Here is a 17,806-nt window from a genome sequence, read left to right as displayed (position 1 = left end):
ATGTTATCCACTATTCTCTCAGGCGACATGCCACGCAGTCGCATTCTGGCCGCGCTGTTGATTGCAATCTTGATTTGCCTTGCGTTTGCGCCGTTTATTTTCCCCGGAGTTCGGTCCGTCGATACCGCAGCCCGCATTTGTATCTTTATTGTACTGGTGGCCTCTTATGACCTGATGCTGGGGTATGGTGGCATCGTCAGCTTTGCCCACACCATGTTCTTTGGCCTTGGGGCTTATGGCGTTGCCTTGGCATGTACCCACATGGGCCGCGGGTTTGATGCCTTGCTGGTCGGATCCATTGGCGGCGCAGCCCTCGCAGCCGTGTTGGCATTCTTGATTGGCCTGTTTTCATTGCGGGTACGGGCGATCTTTTTCGCGATGATCACCTTGGCTGTTGCCAGTGCGGTCGCTGTGCTGGTCAGCCAAATGTCAGGGATCACGGGCGGCGAGGACGGATTGAACTATAAAATCCCTCGCGAGCTGACCCCCGCGTTCAAGTTTGCGGACGAAAAGATCATGGGCGTGCGCATGAACGGCAAGCTCCTAAACTACTACCTGATCTTTACGTGCTCGCTGCTGTTGTTCCTATTCATGCTCCGCGTCGTGCATTCGCCATTTGGCCGCGTGTTGCTGGCCATTCGCGAAAACGATTTTCGCGCAGAATCGATCGGTTATCGCGTGGTGCATTACCGTGTGGCCGCCACATGTATGTCAGCCGCAGTCGCTGCATTGGCTGGGGCGCTTTATGCCATTTGGTTGCGATATGTAGGGCCGGATACATCCCTCAGTATGGAAGTCATGATTGATATCCTGTTGATGGTAGTGATTGGCGGCATGGGCACCATGTATGGCGCTGTCATCGGGGCCACCCTGTTTGTGTTGGCACAGAACTATCTTCAAGGACTGATGGGCGCCGCGTCTGAGGCGGTCGAGGGGCTGCCTATTCTCCCAGAGCTGCTGAGCGCCGATCGCTGGTTGTTGTGGCTGGGCGTATTGTTCATCCTCAGCGTCTATTTTTTCCCAACAGGGATCGTCGGGCGGCTTCGAGAAGGTAAGAAAACTTAGCGGGACCTGCGCGCAGATCCCCCATACCACGCCGCCCTTTCATCCACTGTGAGGGCGGCGTATTTTTTCAACACCGCCTTACGCACAATTCCAACCTGCTGTATCGCACATTCGTGCCCCCGCGAATGGTGCGCTGATGACAAGAGGTCTTGCCTTTCCCCAGATTGTCGTTTCATCTCGGGTTTTCGTCAAATGACAGGTTCGAAATGCGGCCAGATCTGATCCTCTTGTGCTTTGCCTATGTCCTAAGCCAGTTCTTCCGCGCGTTCCTTGCTGTGCTGAGTCAACCGCTTCGTACAGACATCGGCACCACCCCCGAAGATTTGGCTTTTGCCTCGGGCATTTGGTTCTTGGTGTTTGCCGCAATGCAAATCCCGGTTGGTGCCGCGCTCGACCGAGTTGGTCCGCGCCTCACGGCGTCTGTGCTGTTGTTCGTCGGGGGCGGTGGCGGTGCCCTTGTGTTTGCCAATGCCAGTTCGGCGCAACATGTCACGCTGGCCATGGGATTGATCGGCGTGGGGTGTTCTCCGGTCTTGATGGCGAGCTACTATATCTTCGCACGCAGCTATCCAGCGGCAAAATTTGCAACCTTGGCCGCCCTCATGTTGGGCGTTGGCTCACTCGGAAATCTGGTCGCCTCTTATCCGATGGCTTGGGCCGCTGACACGATTGGCTGGCGCATGTCCCTTATGGCACTTGCCATCGCGAGCGCATCCACTGCGATCGGGCTTTTCTTTTGGGTGAAAGATCCGCCAAAAGTTGTCCACGACGCAAAAGGGTCCGTCTTGGATTTACTGAAAATTCCCGCGCTGTGGTGCTTGTTTCCCCTGATGTTGGTCAATTACATTCCCAGCGCGGGCATACGGGGGCTGTGGATTGGCCCCTACCTCGACGACATTTTCGCAGTCCCAACAACGGGAATTGGTACCGCATCTTTGGTCATGGGTATTTCAATGATTGCAGGCACTTTGGCCTATGGGCCTGCCGATCGAATTTTCGGCACCCGCAAGTGGGTCATCTTTGTCGGTAACTTATTGGGAGCAATGGCCTGCCTGTTCTTGGCTGTTTATGTCGACAATAGCCTACTTCTCTCGGTTGCGCTCATGTGTGGCATCGGCTTCTTCGGTGCGAGCTTTCCGCTCATCATCGGGCATGCCAGAAGCTTTTTTCCACCCCATCTTACCGGACGTGGCGTCACATTAATGAACCTGTTTGGAATCGGCGGCGTCAGCATCATGCAGTTTGCATCTGGCACACTGCATGGACAGGTTGCGCAAACCTCACCTCTGCTTGCATACCAAATTTTGTTCGGGGCGTTCGGCGTTCTGGTGCTGATTGGGCTTTTATTCTATCTATTCAGCCAAGACAGAACGGACTAAGACACACTATGTCCAACCATGACCTTCAAGTCCTAGCGCCAAATCTGAATCGCCGTCTTTCTGGTGTAACCGCGACCGTGATCGCGCTTGTGCCGCGTCAACAACAGCATATCAAGATCGCTGCGACGGGCGTGGCCTTACCAGAGGGCATTCCTTTTGTCCCCCTTTGGAAGGTTCCCTTTCTGAAACGCCGGCCTCGCGTCTGGCATGCAAGACGCAATAACGAGATGCTCGTCGGAGTTATCCTGCGCGCGGTGTTTCGCATGAATCTCAAGCTGGTCTTCACCTCGTCCTCTCCGCGCAGGCGCGGCGGTCTGACCAATTGGCTGGTACGCCAAATGGACGCAATTGTTGCCACAACTCCGGTGAATGCCGACGTGATGCCAGGCACACCGACCATTATCCCACATGGGGTAAACACGGATATCTTTACCCCGTCTGCCACCCCGGATGTATTTGGCATGGCGGACCAAAAAGTCATCGGGTGTTTTGGCCGCATCCGCCCCATGAAAGGCACCCAGCATTTTGTCGAAGCTATGTGCAGGGTTTTGCCGGAACACCCCGACTTTTCAGCCGTAATCATGGGGCGTATCACCCCTGACAATACGGCATTTCACAAAACACTTGAGGCCCGCATTGCCGAAGCGGGACTGCAAGATCGCATTGTGTTCAAAGACGAACTGCCGCTCACCGATATGCCCAAGGCATATAACGCTCTTTCGCTATATGTCGCCCCTTCACTCTTGGAAGGATTCGGCCTAACCCCGCTCGAGGCCTTGTCCTGCGCGGTGCCGGTTGTCGCAACCGATGTGGGGGCATTCCGCGATTTTGTCACGCCAGACTGCGGTCGCATCGTTCCCAAGGATGACGCAGACGCGTTGACGGCCGCAATCGGCTCAATCTTGGAATGCAACATGGCCGAATTGGGTTCGGCGGGGCGGCGCCACGTCCAGAATGCATTTGGTTTAGACCGCGAGGCAAACGCACTCGTGACGCTATATCAGCACCTCTTGAACGATGAGAAACCCTAGAAGGCCACGACTCATCGCTGCTGGAAATGCACCGGATCACAAGAAACACGCGCTGCCCCCTTTTTTATTTGACCAAAGAGGGCTAATAGGGCGCGTCTGAAACATTGGAGCCGTAACATGGGTTATCGCGTCGTTGTCGTAGGTGCCACAGGTAATGTGGGCCGCGAAATGCTGAATATTCTGGCCGAGCGTCAGTTCCCGGTAGATGAAATCGCCGTTCTTGCCAGCCGTAAGTCGCTGGGTACCGAAGTGAGCTTTGGCGAAAAGACCCTGACAACCCAAGACTTGGATACATTCGACTTTGCCGGATGGGACATGGCGCTGTTTGCTGTGGGATCCGAAGCCACCAAAATCTATGCGCCCAAATCTGCGGCCGCAGGATGCGTGGTAATCGATAACTCTTCGCTGTATCGCTATGATCCCGACGTACCTCTGATCGTGCCCGAAGTGAACGCGGACGCGGTGCATGGCTATTCAAAGAAGAACATCATCGCCAACCCCAATTGCTCGACTGCGCAGATGGTTGTCGCTCTCAAGCCATTGCATGATCGCGCCAAGATCAAACGTGTTGTGGTCTCGACCTACCAGTCGGTGTCTGGTGCAGGCAAAGACGGCATTGATGAGCTTTGGGATCAAACCAAATCCATCTATAATCCGACTGACGACAAACCCGCCAAGAAGTTCACCAAGCAGATTGCGTTTAACGTCATCCCGCATATCGATGTATTCTTGGACGACGGATCGACCAAAGAAGAATGGAAGATGGTCGCCGAGACGAAAAAGATTATCGATCCGGCAATCAAAGTGACCGCAACTTGTGTGCGCGTTCCTGTTTTTGTAGGGCACTCTGAGGCAATCAACATCGAGTTTGAAGACTTTCTTGATGAAGACGAAGCACGGGACATCCTGCGCGAAGCGCCTGGCATCATGGTGATCGATAAGCGCGAAGACGGTGGCTATGTCTCACCCGTCGAATGCGTGGGTGACTATGCCACATTCATCAGCCGCATCCGTCAGGACAGCACAATTGAAAACGGCATCAACCTCTGGTGCGTCAGCGACAACCTTCGCAAGGGTGCTGCATTGAACGCCGTGCAGATCGCCGAAACTCTGGGGACCAAGGTTCTCAAAAAGGGCTGATCTCAGCTTCGAAAACAAGATCACAGGGCGCTCATTTGGGCGCCCTTTTTCATTGTTTTGCAGTTGGGAAGAACCCAGTCATACACAAACATTTGCCGCATTTCTTCGACCTGAATGTCTCCGATTCAAACACGGTGTGTTTCCATGCACTAAGGTCAATTGCCCCATTTTGAACGCAATCTGCACCAATTTAGCCACAAATTAGTCTCAGAATGGAACCTATCGTAAGTAGGGCAATACGCTTAGGAGACTGACATGCGCAAAGAGTTTTTCACTTCTCAAATTAAATCTGCGGAACAAACCGAGTTTTCATTGTTAGCCAAAGCGCGCCAGCGTCGGTTACGTGCTTTGCTTGTCTGCGAAGAGACACAAGAGAACCTGTTTACTTAGAGAGCGGTGCGACATATCTCGTTTCGCAACAAAAAACGGCCCCGCTGAATAGCAGGACCGTTTTTGAATACCATAGACATGGCCGGTTCAAGTTCGGATAAAACCGATACTAGACGGCCACGAAATCGCCAGATTTCGCATCATAGCTTTCCAAGCCACCCTCGCCAATATTGTGCCACAATCCGTGCAGGCTTAGATCGCCGCTTTCAACGCGCGATTTAATGAACGGGAAGGTCATCAGATTGCCGAGCGATACAACGACGGCTTGTTTCTCAAGCGTTCTTGACTGCAGTTGACGATCAGAAATGTCCGAGACTGTTTCATAGTGTGGGCGCAACATATCCATCCAGCGGCCAACAAAGCTGTCTTTCGCCTCAAGATGTGGGGCATGCCCTTCACACATGTCGATGCATCCCTGAACGCCGCCACATTGTGAGTGGCCAAGCACGATCAGGTGCGCGACCTTGAGGGCGCCGACAGCGTACTCGATCGCGGCACTCGTACCGTGGTAATCTCCGTCAGGCGCATAAGGCGGCACAAGGTTTGCAATGTTGCGGTGGATAAAAAACTCACCATGGTCCGCGCCAAAAATAGACGTCACGTGTACGCGGCTGTCACAGCATGAAATCACCATGGCGCGGGGGTGCTGTCCTTCTGAAACCAAATGTCGATACCAAGATTGGTTTGCATTATAGGATGTGGCTTTCCATCCATGAAAGCGTTGAACCAGATACGACGGTAAAGGCTTCGAATGTTCCATTTTTTCTCCTCAGACAGCTAGTTCACTGGAGTTAGTCATAAATTGAACAGATTTCGAGAGAAAACGGAAGATTTTCTCAACCTTTTAGGAACGACTTGAGCGCAAATTGCCCAAGCCGTGGGGGCAACAACTATGAGGGTGAGAATGTGGAACAGGTAGAAACCCTGAAAACTAAGGATTTTGTATGCGTCAATCAGAACAGATTGATCCAGCTCACGCGCCAATTAGGCGACAAAGATGCCGCGGACATGGTGTGCCGCGCCATGGAGGAACTGACGACCAGATTGTCTCAGGTGCATGACCATTTTCAACGCGATCAGCTAAAGGATATGCGCAAATGCGCGCGTTCCATCGTGGCGATCGCCGATCAAATTGGGTTGGAGACTCTCACTCTGGTCGCGGACGACGTGCTAGAATGCATTGATGCCAAAGATGGGGTGGCACTTGCTGCCACCCACGCGAGATTGCTACGCATTGGCGACCGATCACTGACGGAACTTTGGGAATTACAGGGCTTGCCCGACTGATCGGGCTTGCAGCACCGACGAGAAGCAATAGTCTGGGCCAAACATTATTGGCAAGAGAAGGCCCAAAATGCCCCTGAGTTTTGCAAACGACACTGATGCGTCAATTCCCTTGCACGTCGTAGAAAGCGACTCGCTCGAGGTGTGGCTGGACGAGCAACCGACCAAAGTGAGCACATGGATTACATCCAACGGATTTTCTGCCGACTTGGGGTCAAGTATTCTGGTCCCCGACGACAACGGGCATCCCAGCATGGCAATCGCAGGGTTTGGAACCCATAAACAAAGACGTCGTGGGCGATTTCATCTGGCGGCAGCCGCGGCCAAACTTCCGGCGGGTACATATGCGTTGGCCAATGACCTTCCAGATACGGATCTTGCGACAGAAACCCTTGGCTGGCTCCTGTCAGCCTATCAATTCAAAGCCTATCGTCCTGCACAACAAACGTCCGAGACACACGCCCGCCTCAAGTGTCCAGACGGTATTGATCGACAAAAAGTCGAAGCGCTTGCCACCTCTGAGGCCTTGACGCGTGACCTTATCAATACGCCAGCTTCCGACATGGGCCCTGCAGAGCTAGAAGCCGCGTGCCGCACATTGGCCGATACATTCTCTGCAAAAATATCCGTCATCACGGGCGACGACTTGCTCACCGAAAATTTGCCGATGATTCACGCCGTCGGGCGTGCATCGACACAAGCCCCCCGGCTGATCGACATGGCGTGGGGCACCACGGGCCCGACCCTGACACTTGTGGGCAAAGGCGTTTGCTTTGACACCGGTGGGCTTAATCTAAAACCCGGCGCGTCTATGGGGCTCATGAAAAAAGACATGGGTGGGGCCGCGACGGTTCTTGGTCTTGCGCAGATGATCATGGCCACCAACCTGCCAATTCAATTGCGCGTATTAATTCCCGCCGTTGAAAATTCAGTGAGCGGCAATGCTTTTCGCCCCGGTGATATCCTGACTTCGCGCAAGGGTCTCACGGTCGAAGTCAACAACACCGACGCAGAAGGCCGACTGGTTCTGGCCGACGCATTAGCACTTGCCGATGAAGGCACTGCTGATCTTATCATCTCGATGGCCACGCTGACCGGCGCCGCACGTGTCGCGGTCGGCCCTGACCTGTCGCCCTATTATTGCGATGATGATACCGTTGTGTCGGCTCTTGAGGCCGCGGCGGCTCGCATATCTGATCCTGTGTGGCGCATGCCATTCTGGTCACCATATGAAAAGATGATCGAGCCGGGCATCGCCGATCTTGATAACGCCCCCGCCGGAGGATTTGCAGGATCGATTACAGCCGCATTGTTCTTGCGCCGCTTTGTTGAACATCCGCGATATACGCATTTTGACATCTACGGCTGGAACCCCGCTGCGACTCCGGCACGTCCCAAAGGGGGCGTAGGGATGGGCGCGCGTGCGATATTTGATGCGCTACCAGATCTGCTGAAGTTATGATGGATCGACGTCTATTTCCATCAAATGGACGCGTTGCACACACTGCGCTTGCGGGCAAAACCGATGCCGCACACTTCTGTGAAGGCGACATCTGGCATGTAAACGTGCCGGTGACCGCGTTGATGTCCTCTGATGTGTCAGAGACCCAGCATCGTGATCGCGAGCTGGTGCTTCACGAAGGTTTTCGCGTTCTTGAACGAGGACGCAAATGGGCCTTTGGGTTCACAGAACGTGACGGCTATGTGGGGTATGTGGATATTCATGCGCTTGGCATACTGCCGGATGCCCCCACCCATATCGTCTCTACACGCCAAAGCTATTTGACCGATGCCCCCGTGCTGAAAAACAGCACTCAAATGACGCCGGTTTCCTTTGGAAGCCGATTCACGGTGGTTGCCCTTCATGAACAAGACCGATGGGCACAGGTCATCCTGACCTCGGCAAGCGAACACACCTCGAGATTCGGGTATGTACCGGCTGCGCACCTGCGCAACATTTCCGAAACCGAACCAGATATCGCAAGCGTCGCCGAGCGGTTTCTTGGAACTCCGTACCACTGGGGTGGGAATTCGGGGCTTGGCATCGATTGTTCGGGATTGGTGCAAGCCGCATGTCATGCATGTGCGCTGGCCTGCCCCGGTGATAGCGACATGCAAATGTCCGAACTTGGAAGTCTATTGCCCACACAGACCCCATATGAGCGCAACGATGTCTTGTTCTGGAAGGGACATGTGGCCATCGTGCTGGATGCCAAGACTCTGGTGCATGCAAATGCCCATCACATGGCGGTGGCGCGCGAACCGATTGACGCTGCTATTGACCGAATTGCGCTTCAGGGCGATGGTCCCGTGACGGCACACCGCCGCCTTCCACAATTGAAAGAGCCCCGCCATGAGTGATTCATTTTTTACGCCAGTCTCTGGCATGGATTTGCCGCGCTTCGCAGGTGTGCCGACTTTTATGCGGCTTCCACACCTAACGTTGGACGACCCTCGTTCCAGCGACGTTGATGTCGGCATTATCGGCATCCCATGGGATAGTGGGACAACCAATCGCCCCGGACCACGGCATGGGCCGAGGCAGCTGCGCGACATGTCGACCATGATTCGCGCCCAGAACGGGGCCACCAATGTGCGCCCTTTCGAAGCCCTCAACTGTGCCGACCTTGGCGACGTTGGCCCAAATCCGGCGGATATCCAAGACAGCATGGACCGGATTACCGCATTTTACGCTGACGTTAAGGCCAAGAATATCACCCCCCTCACGGCTGGCGGCGATCACCTAAGCTCATTACCTGTACTGCGCGCTCTGGCTGCGGACTCGCCCGTGGGAATGATCCATTTCGACAGCCACACAGATTTGTTTCACAGCTATTTTGGCGGTACGATGTACACGCATGGCACACCGTTCAGGCGCGCGGTGGAAGAAGGTCTTTTGGACCCCAAACGCGTCGTTCAAATTGGCATTCGCGGCACTGCCTATGACACCGAAGATTTGGACTTCGCAGAAAGCGTTGGCATCCGCATTATCCGCATCGAAGAGTTGTTTGAGCGTGGCATCGCAAGCGTCATGGCCGAGGCCCGCGATATCGTCGGGGATCAAAACACGTATCTTTCTTACGACATCGATTTCGTAGACCCTACATTCGCACCGGGAACCGGAACACCCGAAGTCGGCGGACCGAACTCTTTTCAAGCGCTGCAGGTGGTCCGCGAGCTCGCAGGCGTCAATATCATCGGCGCAGATTTGGTTGAGGTGTCCCCACCGTTTGACACATCCGGCGGCACCGCCTTTTTAGGAGTGTCCATCATGTTTGAAATGCTGTGTATCCTCGCAGGCAACAGGCAGCGCTGAGCCGACAATGCCAAGGCCAAAATCTGCGCAGTTTAATCGACTGCGCGGATCAGCTTGCGTTCAAGAACACGTAGAACTGACGCCAAGTCATGGCCACGCTTAAGAACCTGACCATTCAGCCCGATCACCGCATATAGTCCTTGCTTATTACGAAGCTTCGGGCGTTTTTCGATCCGATACAGAGGGTTCTCAGCCGTACGTCGAAACACCGAGAAGACGGCCACATCCTTAAGGCATGAAATACCATAGTCCCGCCATTCACCTGCCGCGACCATCCGCCCATACAGCGACAGGATCGGCGCCAGTTCAGTTCTGTGAAAGGCAACCTGTTGATGAGACGGCGTGTGTCCGCCGAACGGGACAGGGGGTTGAGCATTCATTTGTCTACAGTCGCTCTGGATTTACGAAAAATCAACCCTGCCTCTATTTCGCCCCAGATTCATCCGCAAAAGGTCTTTGAGCTTCCCACATATTGCCCAACCTGATCCGCATATTGTTGGCATAGCGAAACAAACGCTACTCTCGGCGGCGCTGCGATATTGCCCCCACCCAGTCGGTGCCGCCGAGAGCCCATTCCCCGCAAATTAACCGCATGTGACCTTGATGATCGTGTCATCATCATCGTGAATCACATTCAGCCGATCCGGCCGATGATCCATCGTCGCCGGAGACGTCATATTCATGACGCGCACTGTTTCGGGTGTTAACACCCCATCAAGCGCAGACTTGGGTTGCCCGACCAGAAATGCAAATGCCGCAGGATCACATGTCGCACTGCCTTTCGCGTCTTCATCGTCGCCAATACATCCCGTAACTGCGGCCAAAGCCAATAACACCAGATACCTCATAAAATTCCCTCCCGAGTTGAAAAGATTGTGCCAACATCTGTCGCACACGCACAAGTCACCGTCGCATCTCCTATTGAAAACTGGCGCAGGTTCGCTCACCATTTGGCCCAAACAGGAGAAACTTTAGATGATGCGTACAAAAGCCGCCGTAGCTGTCGCCCCGGGCCAACCGCTTGAAGTGATGGAAGTAAACCTTGAGGGCCCGCGCGCGGGCGAGGTTCTCGTCGAAATCAAGGCGACAGGCCTATGCCACACGGACGAGTTCACACGTTCGGGCGATGACCCCGAGGGCATTTTTCCCGCCATCTTGGGTCACGAAGGTGCAGGTGTCGTGATCGAAGTCGGCGAAGGAGTGACAAGTCTCGAAGTCGGCGACCATGTCATCCCTCTTTACACGCCGGAATGCCGCGAGTGCGATTATTGCTTGAACCCAAAAACGAACTTGTGCCAATCCATTCGCACAACTCAGGGCCAAGGTCTTTTGCCGGATGGGTCAACACGGTTTTCGATGCTCGATGGCACGCCTATCCATCACTACATGGGCTGTTCGACATTTGCGAACCACACGGTTGTTCCTGAAATTGCGCTGGCCAAAGTGCGCAAAGACGCACCCTTTGACAAGATTTGCTATATCGGCTGCGGCGTGACCACAGGCATTGGTGCGGTGATAAACACAGCCAAAGTCGAGATCGGCTCCACCGCAATCGTGTTCGGTTTGGGCGGTATTGGTCTCAATGTCATTCAGGGCCTCAAACTCGCCGGCGCAGATCAAATTGTTGGCGTGGATCTGAACGACAGTAAGGTCGAGATGGCCACGCACTTTGGCATGACTGATTTTGTGAACCCGTCAAAAGTCGAAGGGGATATGGTCGCACATCTGGTTGAAATCACGGGCGGTGGGGCGGACTATACGTTTGACGCGACCGGCAACGTGAACGTCATGCGCACCGCATTGGAAGCCGCCCACAAAGGCTGGGGAGAAAGCATCATTATCGGTGTGGCGCCCGCTGGCGCCGAAATCTCGACGCGCCCATTCCAACTTGTCACAGGCCGCGTATGGCGTGGCACGGCTTTTGGTGGGGCATCTGGTCGGACCGACGTACCAAAAATTGTTGACTGGTACATGGATGGCAAAATCGAAATTGACCCCATGATCACGCACAAACTCAGCCTTGAACAGATCAACGAAGGTTTCGAGTTGATGCACAAAGGCGAGTCTATTCGTGCCGTTGTGGAATTCTAGGACCTAAATCAGGTCCCGTACCGCGCCATAAATGTTTCGACCGCGCCGGCAACGACGCGGTCGATTTCTTTTTCGCTAAAGACGTCATCAATGCCAAAGACCAGCCTCGGGAACATATCCGCCTTACACAACTCGGGAAACTGATCCGCTGCCAACTCGATATCCTCGATCGCAAGCTCTCCGCGAGAGACGGCGCAGGTCAGATATTCGATCAATTGTCCTCTGATAAATGCAGGGCCTGCCGAATAGAACCGCCGCCCGAGGTCAGGAAACCGATCAGATTCGGCCACGCAAATTCGAAAGACCCGCCGACCCAAATCACTCAGCATGAAGGCGGTCATGCTTTTCCCCGTACACAACAGCACGTCCCGGACGGGTGCATCAATATCGACGGTTTCGACCATCTTGGCGGTGTGATCCGCGACTGCAGTGCTGGCAACCTCCATGAACAAAGCCGCCTTGTCAGGGAAGTAACTATAGAGTGTCGCTTTGGACACGCCCGCAGAGCGCGCGATGTCTTCCATGCTCGCACTTTCAAAGCCGTCTCGGAAAAACACCTCTCGCGCACCTGAAATCACTTGATCAAGCTTACGGCCTTTGCGCATCAGTTGGGGCTGGAGTTGCATCACAATCCTTTGAAATTCAAATTTCAGCGTACATCGATTCGGTCATGCATCACACTGTACAGAGACTTGTTTCTGTATTTGACCACGGTATATTAGAACCATTCTAATATCGAGGATACCCATGCGATTTTTTTCACAGCGCCGACATTTTCGTGACCTAAATGAACAAGAGATTATCGCGTTGGCCATTTCGTCCGAGGAAGACGATGCAAGAATCTATCGCTCGTACGCAGAAATGCTGCGCGCCGACTTTCCTGCGACCACCAAGATATTCGAGGCAATGGCCGCCGAAGAGGACGAGCATCGCAAACGGCTTATCGACCTGCATCAGGCGCGATTTGGCTCCGTTATCCCTTTGATACGGCGAGAGCATGTGGCTGGTTTCTATGCCCGACGTCCGGTTTGGTTGATGAAAAACCTTGGAATAGATCGTATTCGGACCGAAGCGGCTGCCATGGAGCGCGACGCCGAACGTTTCTATCTCGCCGCGGCGGCGGCAAGTACGGATGCAGACACGCGCAAGCTTCTTGGGGATCTGGCGGCGGCAGAGGCGGGCCACCAAGACACAGCGCTCCATATGGAACACATCCATTTGGACGGCACCCCACGTGAAAATGAAGACGATGTCGCCAAGAGACAGTTTCTTTTGACCTGGGTGCAACCTGGCTTGGCGGGTCTGATGGATGGGTCGGTATCCACACTGGCCCCAATCTTTGCAACAGCCTTTGCCACACAGGATACGTGGACAACCTTCTTGGTTGGGCTGGCCGCATCGGTGGGCGCAGGTATCTCGATGGGCTTTACCGAAGCGGCATCTGACGATGGCGAACTGTCGGGGCGTGGATCGCCAGTCAAGCGTGGTTTTGCATCCGGGATCATGACCACGGTTGGGGGATTGGGCCATGCGCTGCCCTATTTGATCACGGACTTTTGGACCGCCACAGTCATTGCGATTATCGTTGTCTTTATTGAGCTTTGGGCAATTGCCTGGATTCAAAACAAGTTTATGGACACACCGTTTTTCCGCGCCGCATTTCAGGTGGTTGTTGGCGGCGCACTGGTATTCGCCGCAGGCGTTCTTATCGGGAGTGGTTAAAATACTGCATGGGAATTGCCTGTAACGGAAATGATCCTGTTCCACCGACCGAAATCAAACATTTGATGCGCGGTGGAACAGTGATAACAGGTTCACATGTTAGCAATTTTCCTCAAAACACTCCCATTCTTTGCCTTGATAGGGGTAGGGTTTTGGGCAGGCCGAACCCGGTTTTTCACGCATGAAGCCACGGCATATCTGACGAAGTTTGTGTTTTACTTTGCATTGTCAGCAATGCTCTTCCGGTTTTCCGCCAACCTGTCTTTGGCCGACGTTCTCGACTGGAATCTAATCGGGGCCTATCTGTTCGGAACGGTCATCATCTATGCACTGGCGACTCTCATTGCCATCATGCGACGACTAGATGTGCCCACCGCCGCTATCGAAGCCCAATGCGCGGTGATCGGAAACGTCGGTTTCCTTGGAGTTCCAATGCTGGTGCTATTGCTTGGGCCCGATGCGATTGGACCAGTCATGCTGGTCTTGGCAGTCGACTTGATCGTGTTTTCTTCGCTGATTGTCATTCTGATCACCGGCGCGCGCGATGGGCGTATGTCTTGGGGAATCCTTAGAACCGTTGGGCTTGGGTTATTGCGAAACCCTATGATTGTCTCAATGTCTGCTGGGCTGGCGTGGTCCGCGCTGCAAATTCCGATTCCCGTACCCCTAAATGAATTCCTGTCCATTCTGGGTGGCGCCGCCACACCTGGTGCGCTTTTTGCCATTGGCGCATCTCTTGCCACGAAGACCGCCGAACGTGTCAACGTTGCGCTGTGGTTATCATTTTGCAAACTGGTCCTTCATCCAGCCATGGTCGCGATCGGCGCGCTGTGGGTATTTACGATTGATACCTATTCGGCCAGCGTCATTATTTCCGCCGCGGCCCTGCCCGTGGCTGGCAATGTCTATATTCTTGCCCAACACTATAATGTGGCCCCACACAGGGCCTCCGCAGCAATATTATTCTCGACACTTTTAAGTGTCGGCACTGTGTCCTTGGTGATCGCATGGGTGACTGCGCTATAATGTGATATCGATCTGATTTTGGTGCGGTTTTTCTTGCTCACAGGCCTCACGTTGCGTTAGCCATAACGACACAGGTTCAAAACGGAGACACCCATGGAAACGGTATCGGTCAACAAAGCATTTGGTGGCACGCAAGGCGTCTATAGCCATCACTCACAAACAACCCGCTGTGAGATGACGTTTGGCCTGTTTCTGCCAGAAGAAGCCAACGACGGTCCTGTGCCTGTTCTTTGGTATCTTTCCGGCCTCACCTGCACCCATGAAAACGCCATGAACAAGGCCGGTGCTCAAGCATGGGCGGCCGAGCAAGGCATAGCTGTTGTGTTCCCCGACACCAGCCCACGCGGCGACGGTGTCGCCAATGACGACGCATATGATCTTGGCCAAGGCGCTGGATTTTATGTAAATGCCACCCAAGCCCCTTGGGCACGCCACTTCAACATGTGGGACTATATCGCAGAAGACTTGCCATCGTTGCTTCAGGAAAATTTTGCGCTCGACATGAGCCGGCAGGCGATTACCGGCCACTCGATGGGGGGGCATGGTGCCTTGACCCTCGCGATGTCCTTGCCTGGTCGCTTTCGGTCAGTTTCGGCGTTTGCACCGATCTGTAACCCAACGGGGGCTGAGTGGGGACGCAAACAGCTTTCGGCGTATCTTGGCGATGATGAGACCAAATGGGCCGCACACGACAGTTCGCTTTTGATGCGCGCGCGCGGTTTTGATGGCGCGGTTCTTGTCGATCAAGGCTCCGAGGATCAATTCCTTGACCTGCTACGCCCAGAAGCACTGGCGAATGCCGCGACCGAGCGTCGCCAAGAGATCACGCTGCGCATGCAAAAAGGCTATGATCATAGCTATTTCTTTGTGTCCACATTTATGGAAGATCACGTGTCCTTCCACGCACAGCATCTCTACGCCTGAGCAGATCATGGGCATCCTTCAGGATATACGTGAAGCTTGGAAGAAGCGGCGGTGCATGCGCGAGCGTGCGCCGACCTTCACCCGTTTCACGCACACGTTGCCCGAATTCCCGTTACCCCAAAGCACTCCATTGGGGCCTGACGTGCCTCATGTCGCGATCCTGACGCCCTGTAAGAATGCCTCAGGTATGCTGGACCAATACTTCGCTCTGTTGGATGGGTTGGATTATCCCAAAGATCGCATCCATCTGCATCTGCTCGAGGGCGACTCGACAGATGACACCTTTACCCGCGCCCAAGACGCCCTGCGCCAGCGGCAAGACGTGTATGGTTCAGTCGACCTGCAAAAACTTGATCTTGGCCATGAATTTGGTGCGCGAGCGGATCGCGCGCGTTTGTCTATTCAAAGACAGCGTCGGGCCGGCATTGCGACCTGCCGCAATCACCTGCTGAAGTCATATTTGGACACGCCAGCAGAGTTTGCCCTGTTTATTGACGTCGACCTTATGGATATCCCCGCAGACGCGCTGCGCCGATGCTTGTCATTTAATGCACCTGTGATGATGGCAAACTGTCTGGTTCCGGACGGGTCGCGGTCTTTTGGCCTAAATGCCTTCCTCTACACCCGCCCCGTTTCGGATTTATGTGCAGAATACTATGTCTCGGACGACATTTATCAGCCGCCAATGGGATTCTTCAGACATTACCCGGCACCTGACTCGCCGCACGAAATTGAGCCGCTGCATAGCGTCGGGGGAACATTTCTTCTTGTGCGCCGCGATGTGGTTGAAGCAGGGGCAATCTTTCCTGAAGAACCTTATCAGTTACATATCGAGACTGAGGGCTTTGCCTTGATGGCATCCGACCTCGGCTTCGGGTCATTTATGCTCCCACAATTACATGTGCGTCATGGCCACTAACTTGGGAAAGGGGCTCTTGTGACCGCCATTTACATAGACGCCGATGCATGTCCGGTGAAAGCCGAAGCAGAGCGCGTGATAACCCGCCACAAGCTTCACATGTTTGTCGTCTCAAACGGGGGCCTGCGGCCATCACAGAACCCTCTCGTAGAGAACGTGATTGTGCCCGAAGGCCCAGATATTGCCGACATGTGGATTGCTGATCGGGCAGGCGTCGGAGATATTGTCGTAACGGGTGACATACCGCTTGCCGCAAAATGCGTCGAAGCAGGCGCGCGCGTTCTAAAACACAACGGCGAAGCCTTGACCCAAGCCAACATTGGCAATGTCCTCGCGACACGGGATTTGATGGCAGATTTACGCGCTGCCGACCCATTTCGCCAAGGTGGCGGAAAAGGCTTTACCAAAGCCGACAGATCGCGTTTCCTAGAAGCATTAGAGCGCGAAATTCGCGCAGCATCTCGCCGATAATATACATCTGTAATCTGTCGCCTGCGCAGCAGGCTCAGCACGGTTAAGCGTGAAAGGCACGTACCATGACGTCCTCGCCGACTCAGAATGCTGTTCTGCTTGGCGCAAGCTCTGCCTTGCTCGCCACGTTTTTCTTTTCGCTGAACGATGCCATGGTCAAGTTGCTATCAGGTGGATACGCGTTACATCAAATCGTGCTGATACGCTCGATCATTGCGCTTGTTATTTTGCTGGCGGTGGTTGTCCCTATGAACGGCGGTTTCGGCGTGATGCGAACGCGCCGGCTGGGGATGCACTTGCTGCGCGGGTGCTGTGTTGTCTTTGCCAATATGACCTTTTTCTTGGGCCTGTCTGTGTTGCCGTTGGCCGATGCCGTTGCCGTATTTTTCATTAGCCCCCTTTTCATCACCGCCTTGTCGGTTGTCTTGCTAAAGGAAACTGTGGGGATCCTGCGGTGGAGCGCCGTAGGTCTTGGAATGCTGGGCGTTCTTGTGATGGTACGCCCCGGAGGTGACAGCTTTGAACCCGCGTTATTGTTACCCGTGTTTGCAGCGGTGGCGTATGCCTTTTTGCATATCTTGACCCGAAAGATCGGCGCAAGCGAAAGTGCCGCGACTATGGCCCTATATATCCAGATCACTTTTGTGGTTGTAAGCGGAGCCATTGGCATCGGCTTGGGACATGGGAACTTTTCCGGTCAGGGCGGGCCAATGCTCGAGTTTCTCTTGAGGCCATGGATTTGGCCATCTCCTGACGACTTCCTCACATTTGGTATTCTGGGGATTTGCTCGGCGTTGGGTGGCTTCTTCATCTCTCAGGCCTATAGATTGAGCGAAGCCAGCGTTATCGCACCACTAGAGTACGCTGCGATGCCCATGGCCGTGATACTTGGTGTCGCAATCTTTGGGGAATGGCCAGAACCTGCCTCATGGTTGGGTATGATATTGATTGTCGGATCAGGTTTATTCGTCTTCTGGCGTGAAAGCTTGAAAGGCTCGAGCAAAGGGGTGGCACGCCCCCGCACCCGCCGTTAGAATTTAGCAACAAA

The 17,806-nt window shown here is 54.2% G+C and carries 20 protein-coding genes; 16 read left to right on the top strand and 4 right to left on the bottom strand.

Annotation, left to right across the window (positions count from 1 at the left end):
- The 5 genes from FAP39_RS02210 to FAP39_RS17880 all read left to right on the top strand — a co-directional run bounded on the left by FAP39_RS02210 (position 1) and on the right by FAP39_RS17880 (position 5,005).
- A complete protein-coding gene (locus FAP39_RS02210) occupies positions 1-1,065 on the top strand; it encodes a branched-chain amino acid ABC transporter permease (RefSeq protein WP_138014744.1) in 1,065 nt (354 codons plus the stop codon).
- A gap of 206 nt (positions 1,066-1,271) precedes the next feature.
- On the top strand, positions 1,272-2,444 hold the full coding sequence (locus tag FAP39_RS02205; RefSeq protein WP_138014987.1) for an MFS transporter: 1,173 nt from the start codon (positions 1,272-1,274) through the stop codon (positions 2,442-2,444).
- An 8-nt stretch (positions 2,445-2,452) separates the two neighbouring features.
- Positions 2,453-3,475: a glycosyltransferase family 4 protein gene (locus FAP39_RS02200; RefSeq protein ID WP_138014743.1), complete on the top strand. Its 1,023-nt coding sequence runs from the start codon at positions 2,453-2,455 to the stop codon at positions 3,473-3,475.
- A 117-nt stretch (positions 3,476-3,592) separates the two neighbouring features.
- Positions 3,593-4,615: an aspartate-semialdehyde dehydrogenase gene (locus tag FAP39_RS02195; protein WP_138014742.1), complete on the top strand. Its 1,023-nt coding sequence runs from the start codon at positions 3,593-3,595 to the stop codon at positions 4,613-4,615.
- Positions 4,616-4,870: 255 nt separating this feature from the next.
- Positions 4,871-5,005: a hypothetical protein gene (locus FAP39_RS17880; RefSeq protein WP_281280225.1), complete on the top strand. Its 135-nt coding sequence runs from the start codon at positions 4,871-4,873 to the stop codon at positions 5,003-5,005.
- Positions 5,006-5,114: 109 nt separating this feature from the next.
- Here the strand turns inward: FAP39_RS17880 and FAP39_RS02190 are convergent, their stop codons facing one another.
- Positions 5,115-5,765 carry a carbonic anhydrase gene (locus FAP39_RS02190; RefSeq protein WP_138014741.1) on the bottom strand — a complete coding sequence of 217 codons (651 nt, stop codon included), beginning with the start codon at positions 5,763-5,765 and terminating at the stop codon, positions 5,115-5,117.
- A gap of 146 nt (positions 5,766-5,911) precedes the next feature.
- Between FAP39_RS02190 and FAP39_RS02185 the strand changes: the two genes are divergently transcribed.
- The 4 genes from FAP39_RS02185 to speB all read left to right on the top strand — a co-directional run bounded on the left by FAP39_RS02185 (position 5,912) and on the right by speB (position 9,605).
- Positions 5,912-6,292, top strand: a complete 381-nt coding sequence (locus tag FAP39_RS02185) for a hypothetical protein (protein ID WP_138014740.1) — start codon at positions 5,912-5,914, stop codon at positions 6,290-6,292.
- 67 nt (positions 6,293-6,359) lie between these two features.
- Positions 6,360-7,751 carry a leucyl aminopeptidase family protein gene (locus FAP39_RS02180; RefSeq protein ID WP_138014739.1) on the top strand — a complete coding sequence of 464 codons (1,392 nt, stop codon included), beginning with the start codon at positions 6,360-6,362 and terminating at the stop codon, positions 7,749-7,751.
- On the top strand, positions 7,751-8,650 hold the full coding sequence (locus tag FAP39_RS02175; RefSeq protein ID WP_246058904.1) for a C40 family peptidase: 900 nt from the start codon (positions 7,751-7,753) through the stop codon (positions 8,648-8,650). Before FAP39_RS02180 ends, FAP39_RS02175 begins: the two co-directional genes overlap by 1 nt.
- Entirely contained in the window at positions 8,643-9,605 is a 963-nt protein-coding gene (gene speB, locus FAP39_RS02170) for an agmatinase (RefSeq protein WP_138014737.1), read from the top strand. Before FAP39_RS02175 ends, speB begins: the two co-directional genes overlap by 8 nt.
- Positions 9,606-9,637: 32 nt before the next feature.
- Here speB and FAP39_RS02165 read toward each other — a convergent pair whose 3' ends face one another.
- Positions 9,638-9,985, bottom strand: a complete 348-nt coding sequence (locus FAP39_RS02165; protein ID WP_138014736.1) for a DUF2794 domain-containing protein — start codon at positions 9,983-9,985, stop codon at positions 9,638-9,640.
- 204 nt (positions 9,986-10,189) lie between these two features.
- On the bottom strand, positions 10,190-10,453 hold the full coding sequence (locus FAP39_RS02160) for an I78 family peptidase inhibitor (RefSeq protein ID WP_138014735.1): 264 nt from the start codon (positions 10,451-10,453) through the stop codon (positions 10,190-10,192).
- Positions 10,454-10,583: 130 nt separating this feature from the next.
- Here FAP39_RS02160 and FAP39_RS02155 point away from each other — a divergent pair, with 130 nt between their 5' ends.
- Positions 10,584-11,696 carry an S-(hydroxymethyl)glutathione dehydrogenase/class III alcohol dehydrogenase gene (locus FAP39_RS02155; RefSeq protein ID WP_138014986.1) on the top strand — a complete coding sequence of 371 codons (1,113 nt, stop codon included), beginning with the start codon at positions 10,584-10,586 and terminating at the stop codon, positions 11,694-11,696.
- An 8-nt stretch (positions 11,697-11,704) separates the two neighbouring features.
- On the opposite strand, the gene FAP39_RS02150 is transcribed toward FAP39_RS02155, so the two are convergent.
- Positions 11,705-12,322, bottom strand: coding sequence for a TetR/AcrR family transcriptional regulator (locus FAP39_RS02150; RefSeq protein ID WP_138014734.1), 618 nt, complete (start codon positions 12,320-12,322; stop codon positions 11,705-11,707).
- 121 nt (positions 12,323-12,443) lie between these two features.
- Between FAP39_RS02150 and mbfA the strand changes: the two genes are divergently transcribed.
- From mbfA to FAP39_RS02120, 6 genes are all read left to right on the top strand, one after another.
- Positions 12,444-13,418, top strand: coding sequence for an iron exporter MbfA (gene mbfA, locus FAP39_RS02145; protein ID WP_138014733.1), 975 nt, complete (start codon positions 12,444-12,446; stop codon positions 13,416-13,418).
- Between the two features lie 96 nt (positions 13,419-13,514).
- Positions 13,515-14,444 carry an AEC family transporter gene (locus FAP39_RS02140; protein ID WP_138014732.1) on the top strand — a complete coding sequence of 310 codons (930 nt, stop codon included), beginning with the start codon at positions 13,515-13,517 and terminating at the stop codon, positions 14,442-14,444.
- A gap of 93 nt (positions 14,445-14,537) precedes the next feature.
- Positions 14,538-15,368 (top strand): S-formylglutathione hydrolase, encoded by an 831-nt coding sequence (fghA, locus tag FAP39_RS02135; RefSeq protein WP_138014731.1) that lies wholly within the window; start codon positions 14,538-14,540, stop codon positions 15,366-15,368.
- Between the two features lie 7 nt (positions 15,369-15,375).
- Positions 15,376-16,287, top strand: coding sequence for a glycosyltransferase family protein (locus FAP39_RS02130; protein WP_171006765.1), 912 nt, complete (start codon positions 15,376-15,378; stop codon positions 16,285-16,287).
- Between the two features lie 18 nt (positions 16,288-16,305).
- Positions 16,306-16,758: a YaiI/YqxD family protein gene (locus FAP39_RS02125; RefSeq protein ID WP_138014729.1), complete on the top strand. Its 453-nt coding sequence runs from the start codon at positions 16,306-16,308 to the stop codon at positions 16,756-16,758.
- 65 nt (positions 16,759-16,823) lie between these two features.
- Entirely contained in the window at positions 16,824-17,792 is a 969-nt protein-coding gene (locus FAP39_RS02120; protein WP_138014728.1) for a DMT family transporter, read from the top strand.
- Positions 17,793-17,806: the final 14 nt, after the last annotated feature.

Origin of the sequence: Shimia litoralis (genome assembly GCF_005518135.1) — a bacterium.
Classification (GTDB): domain Bacteria; phylum Pseudomonadota; class Alphaproteobacteria; order Rhodobacterales; family Rhodobacteraceae; genus Shimia_E; species Shimia_E litoralis.
Note: the sequence above shows the minus strand (reverse complement) of the source record. Positions and strands in the feature narration are given on the sequence as shown.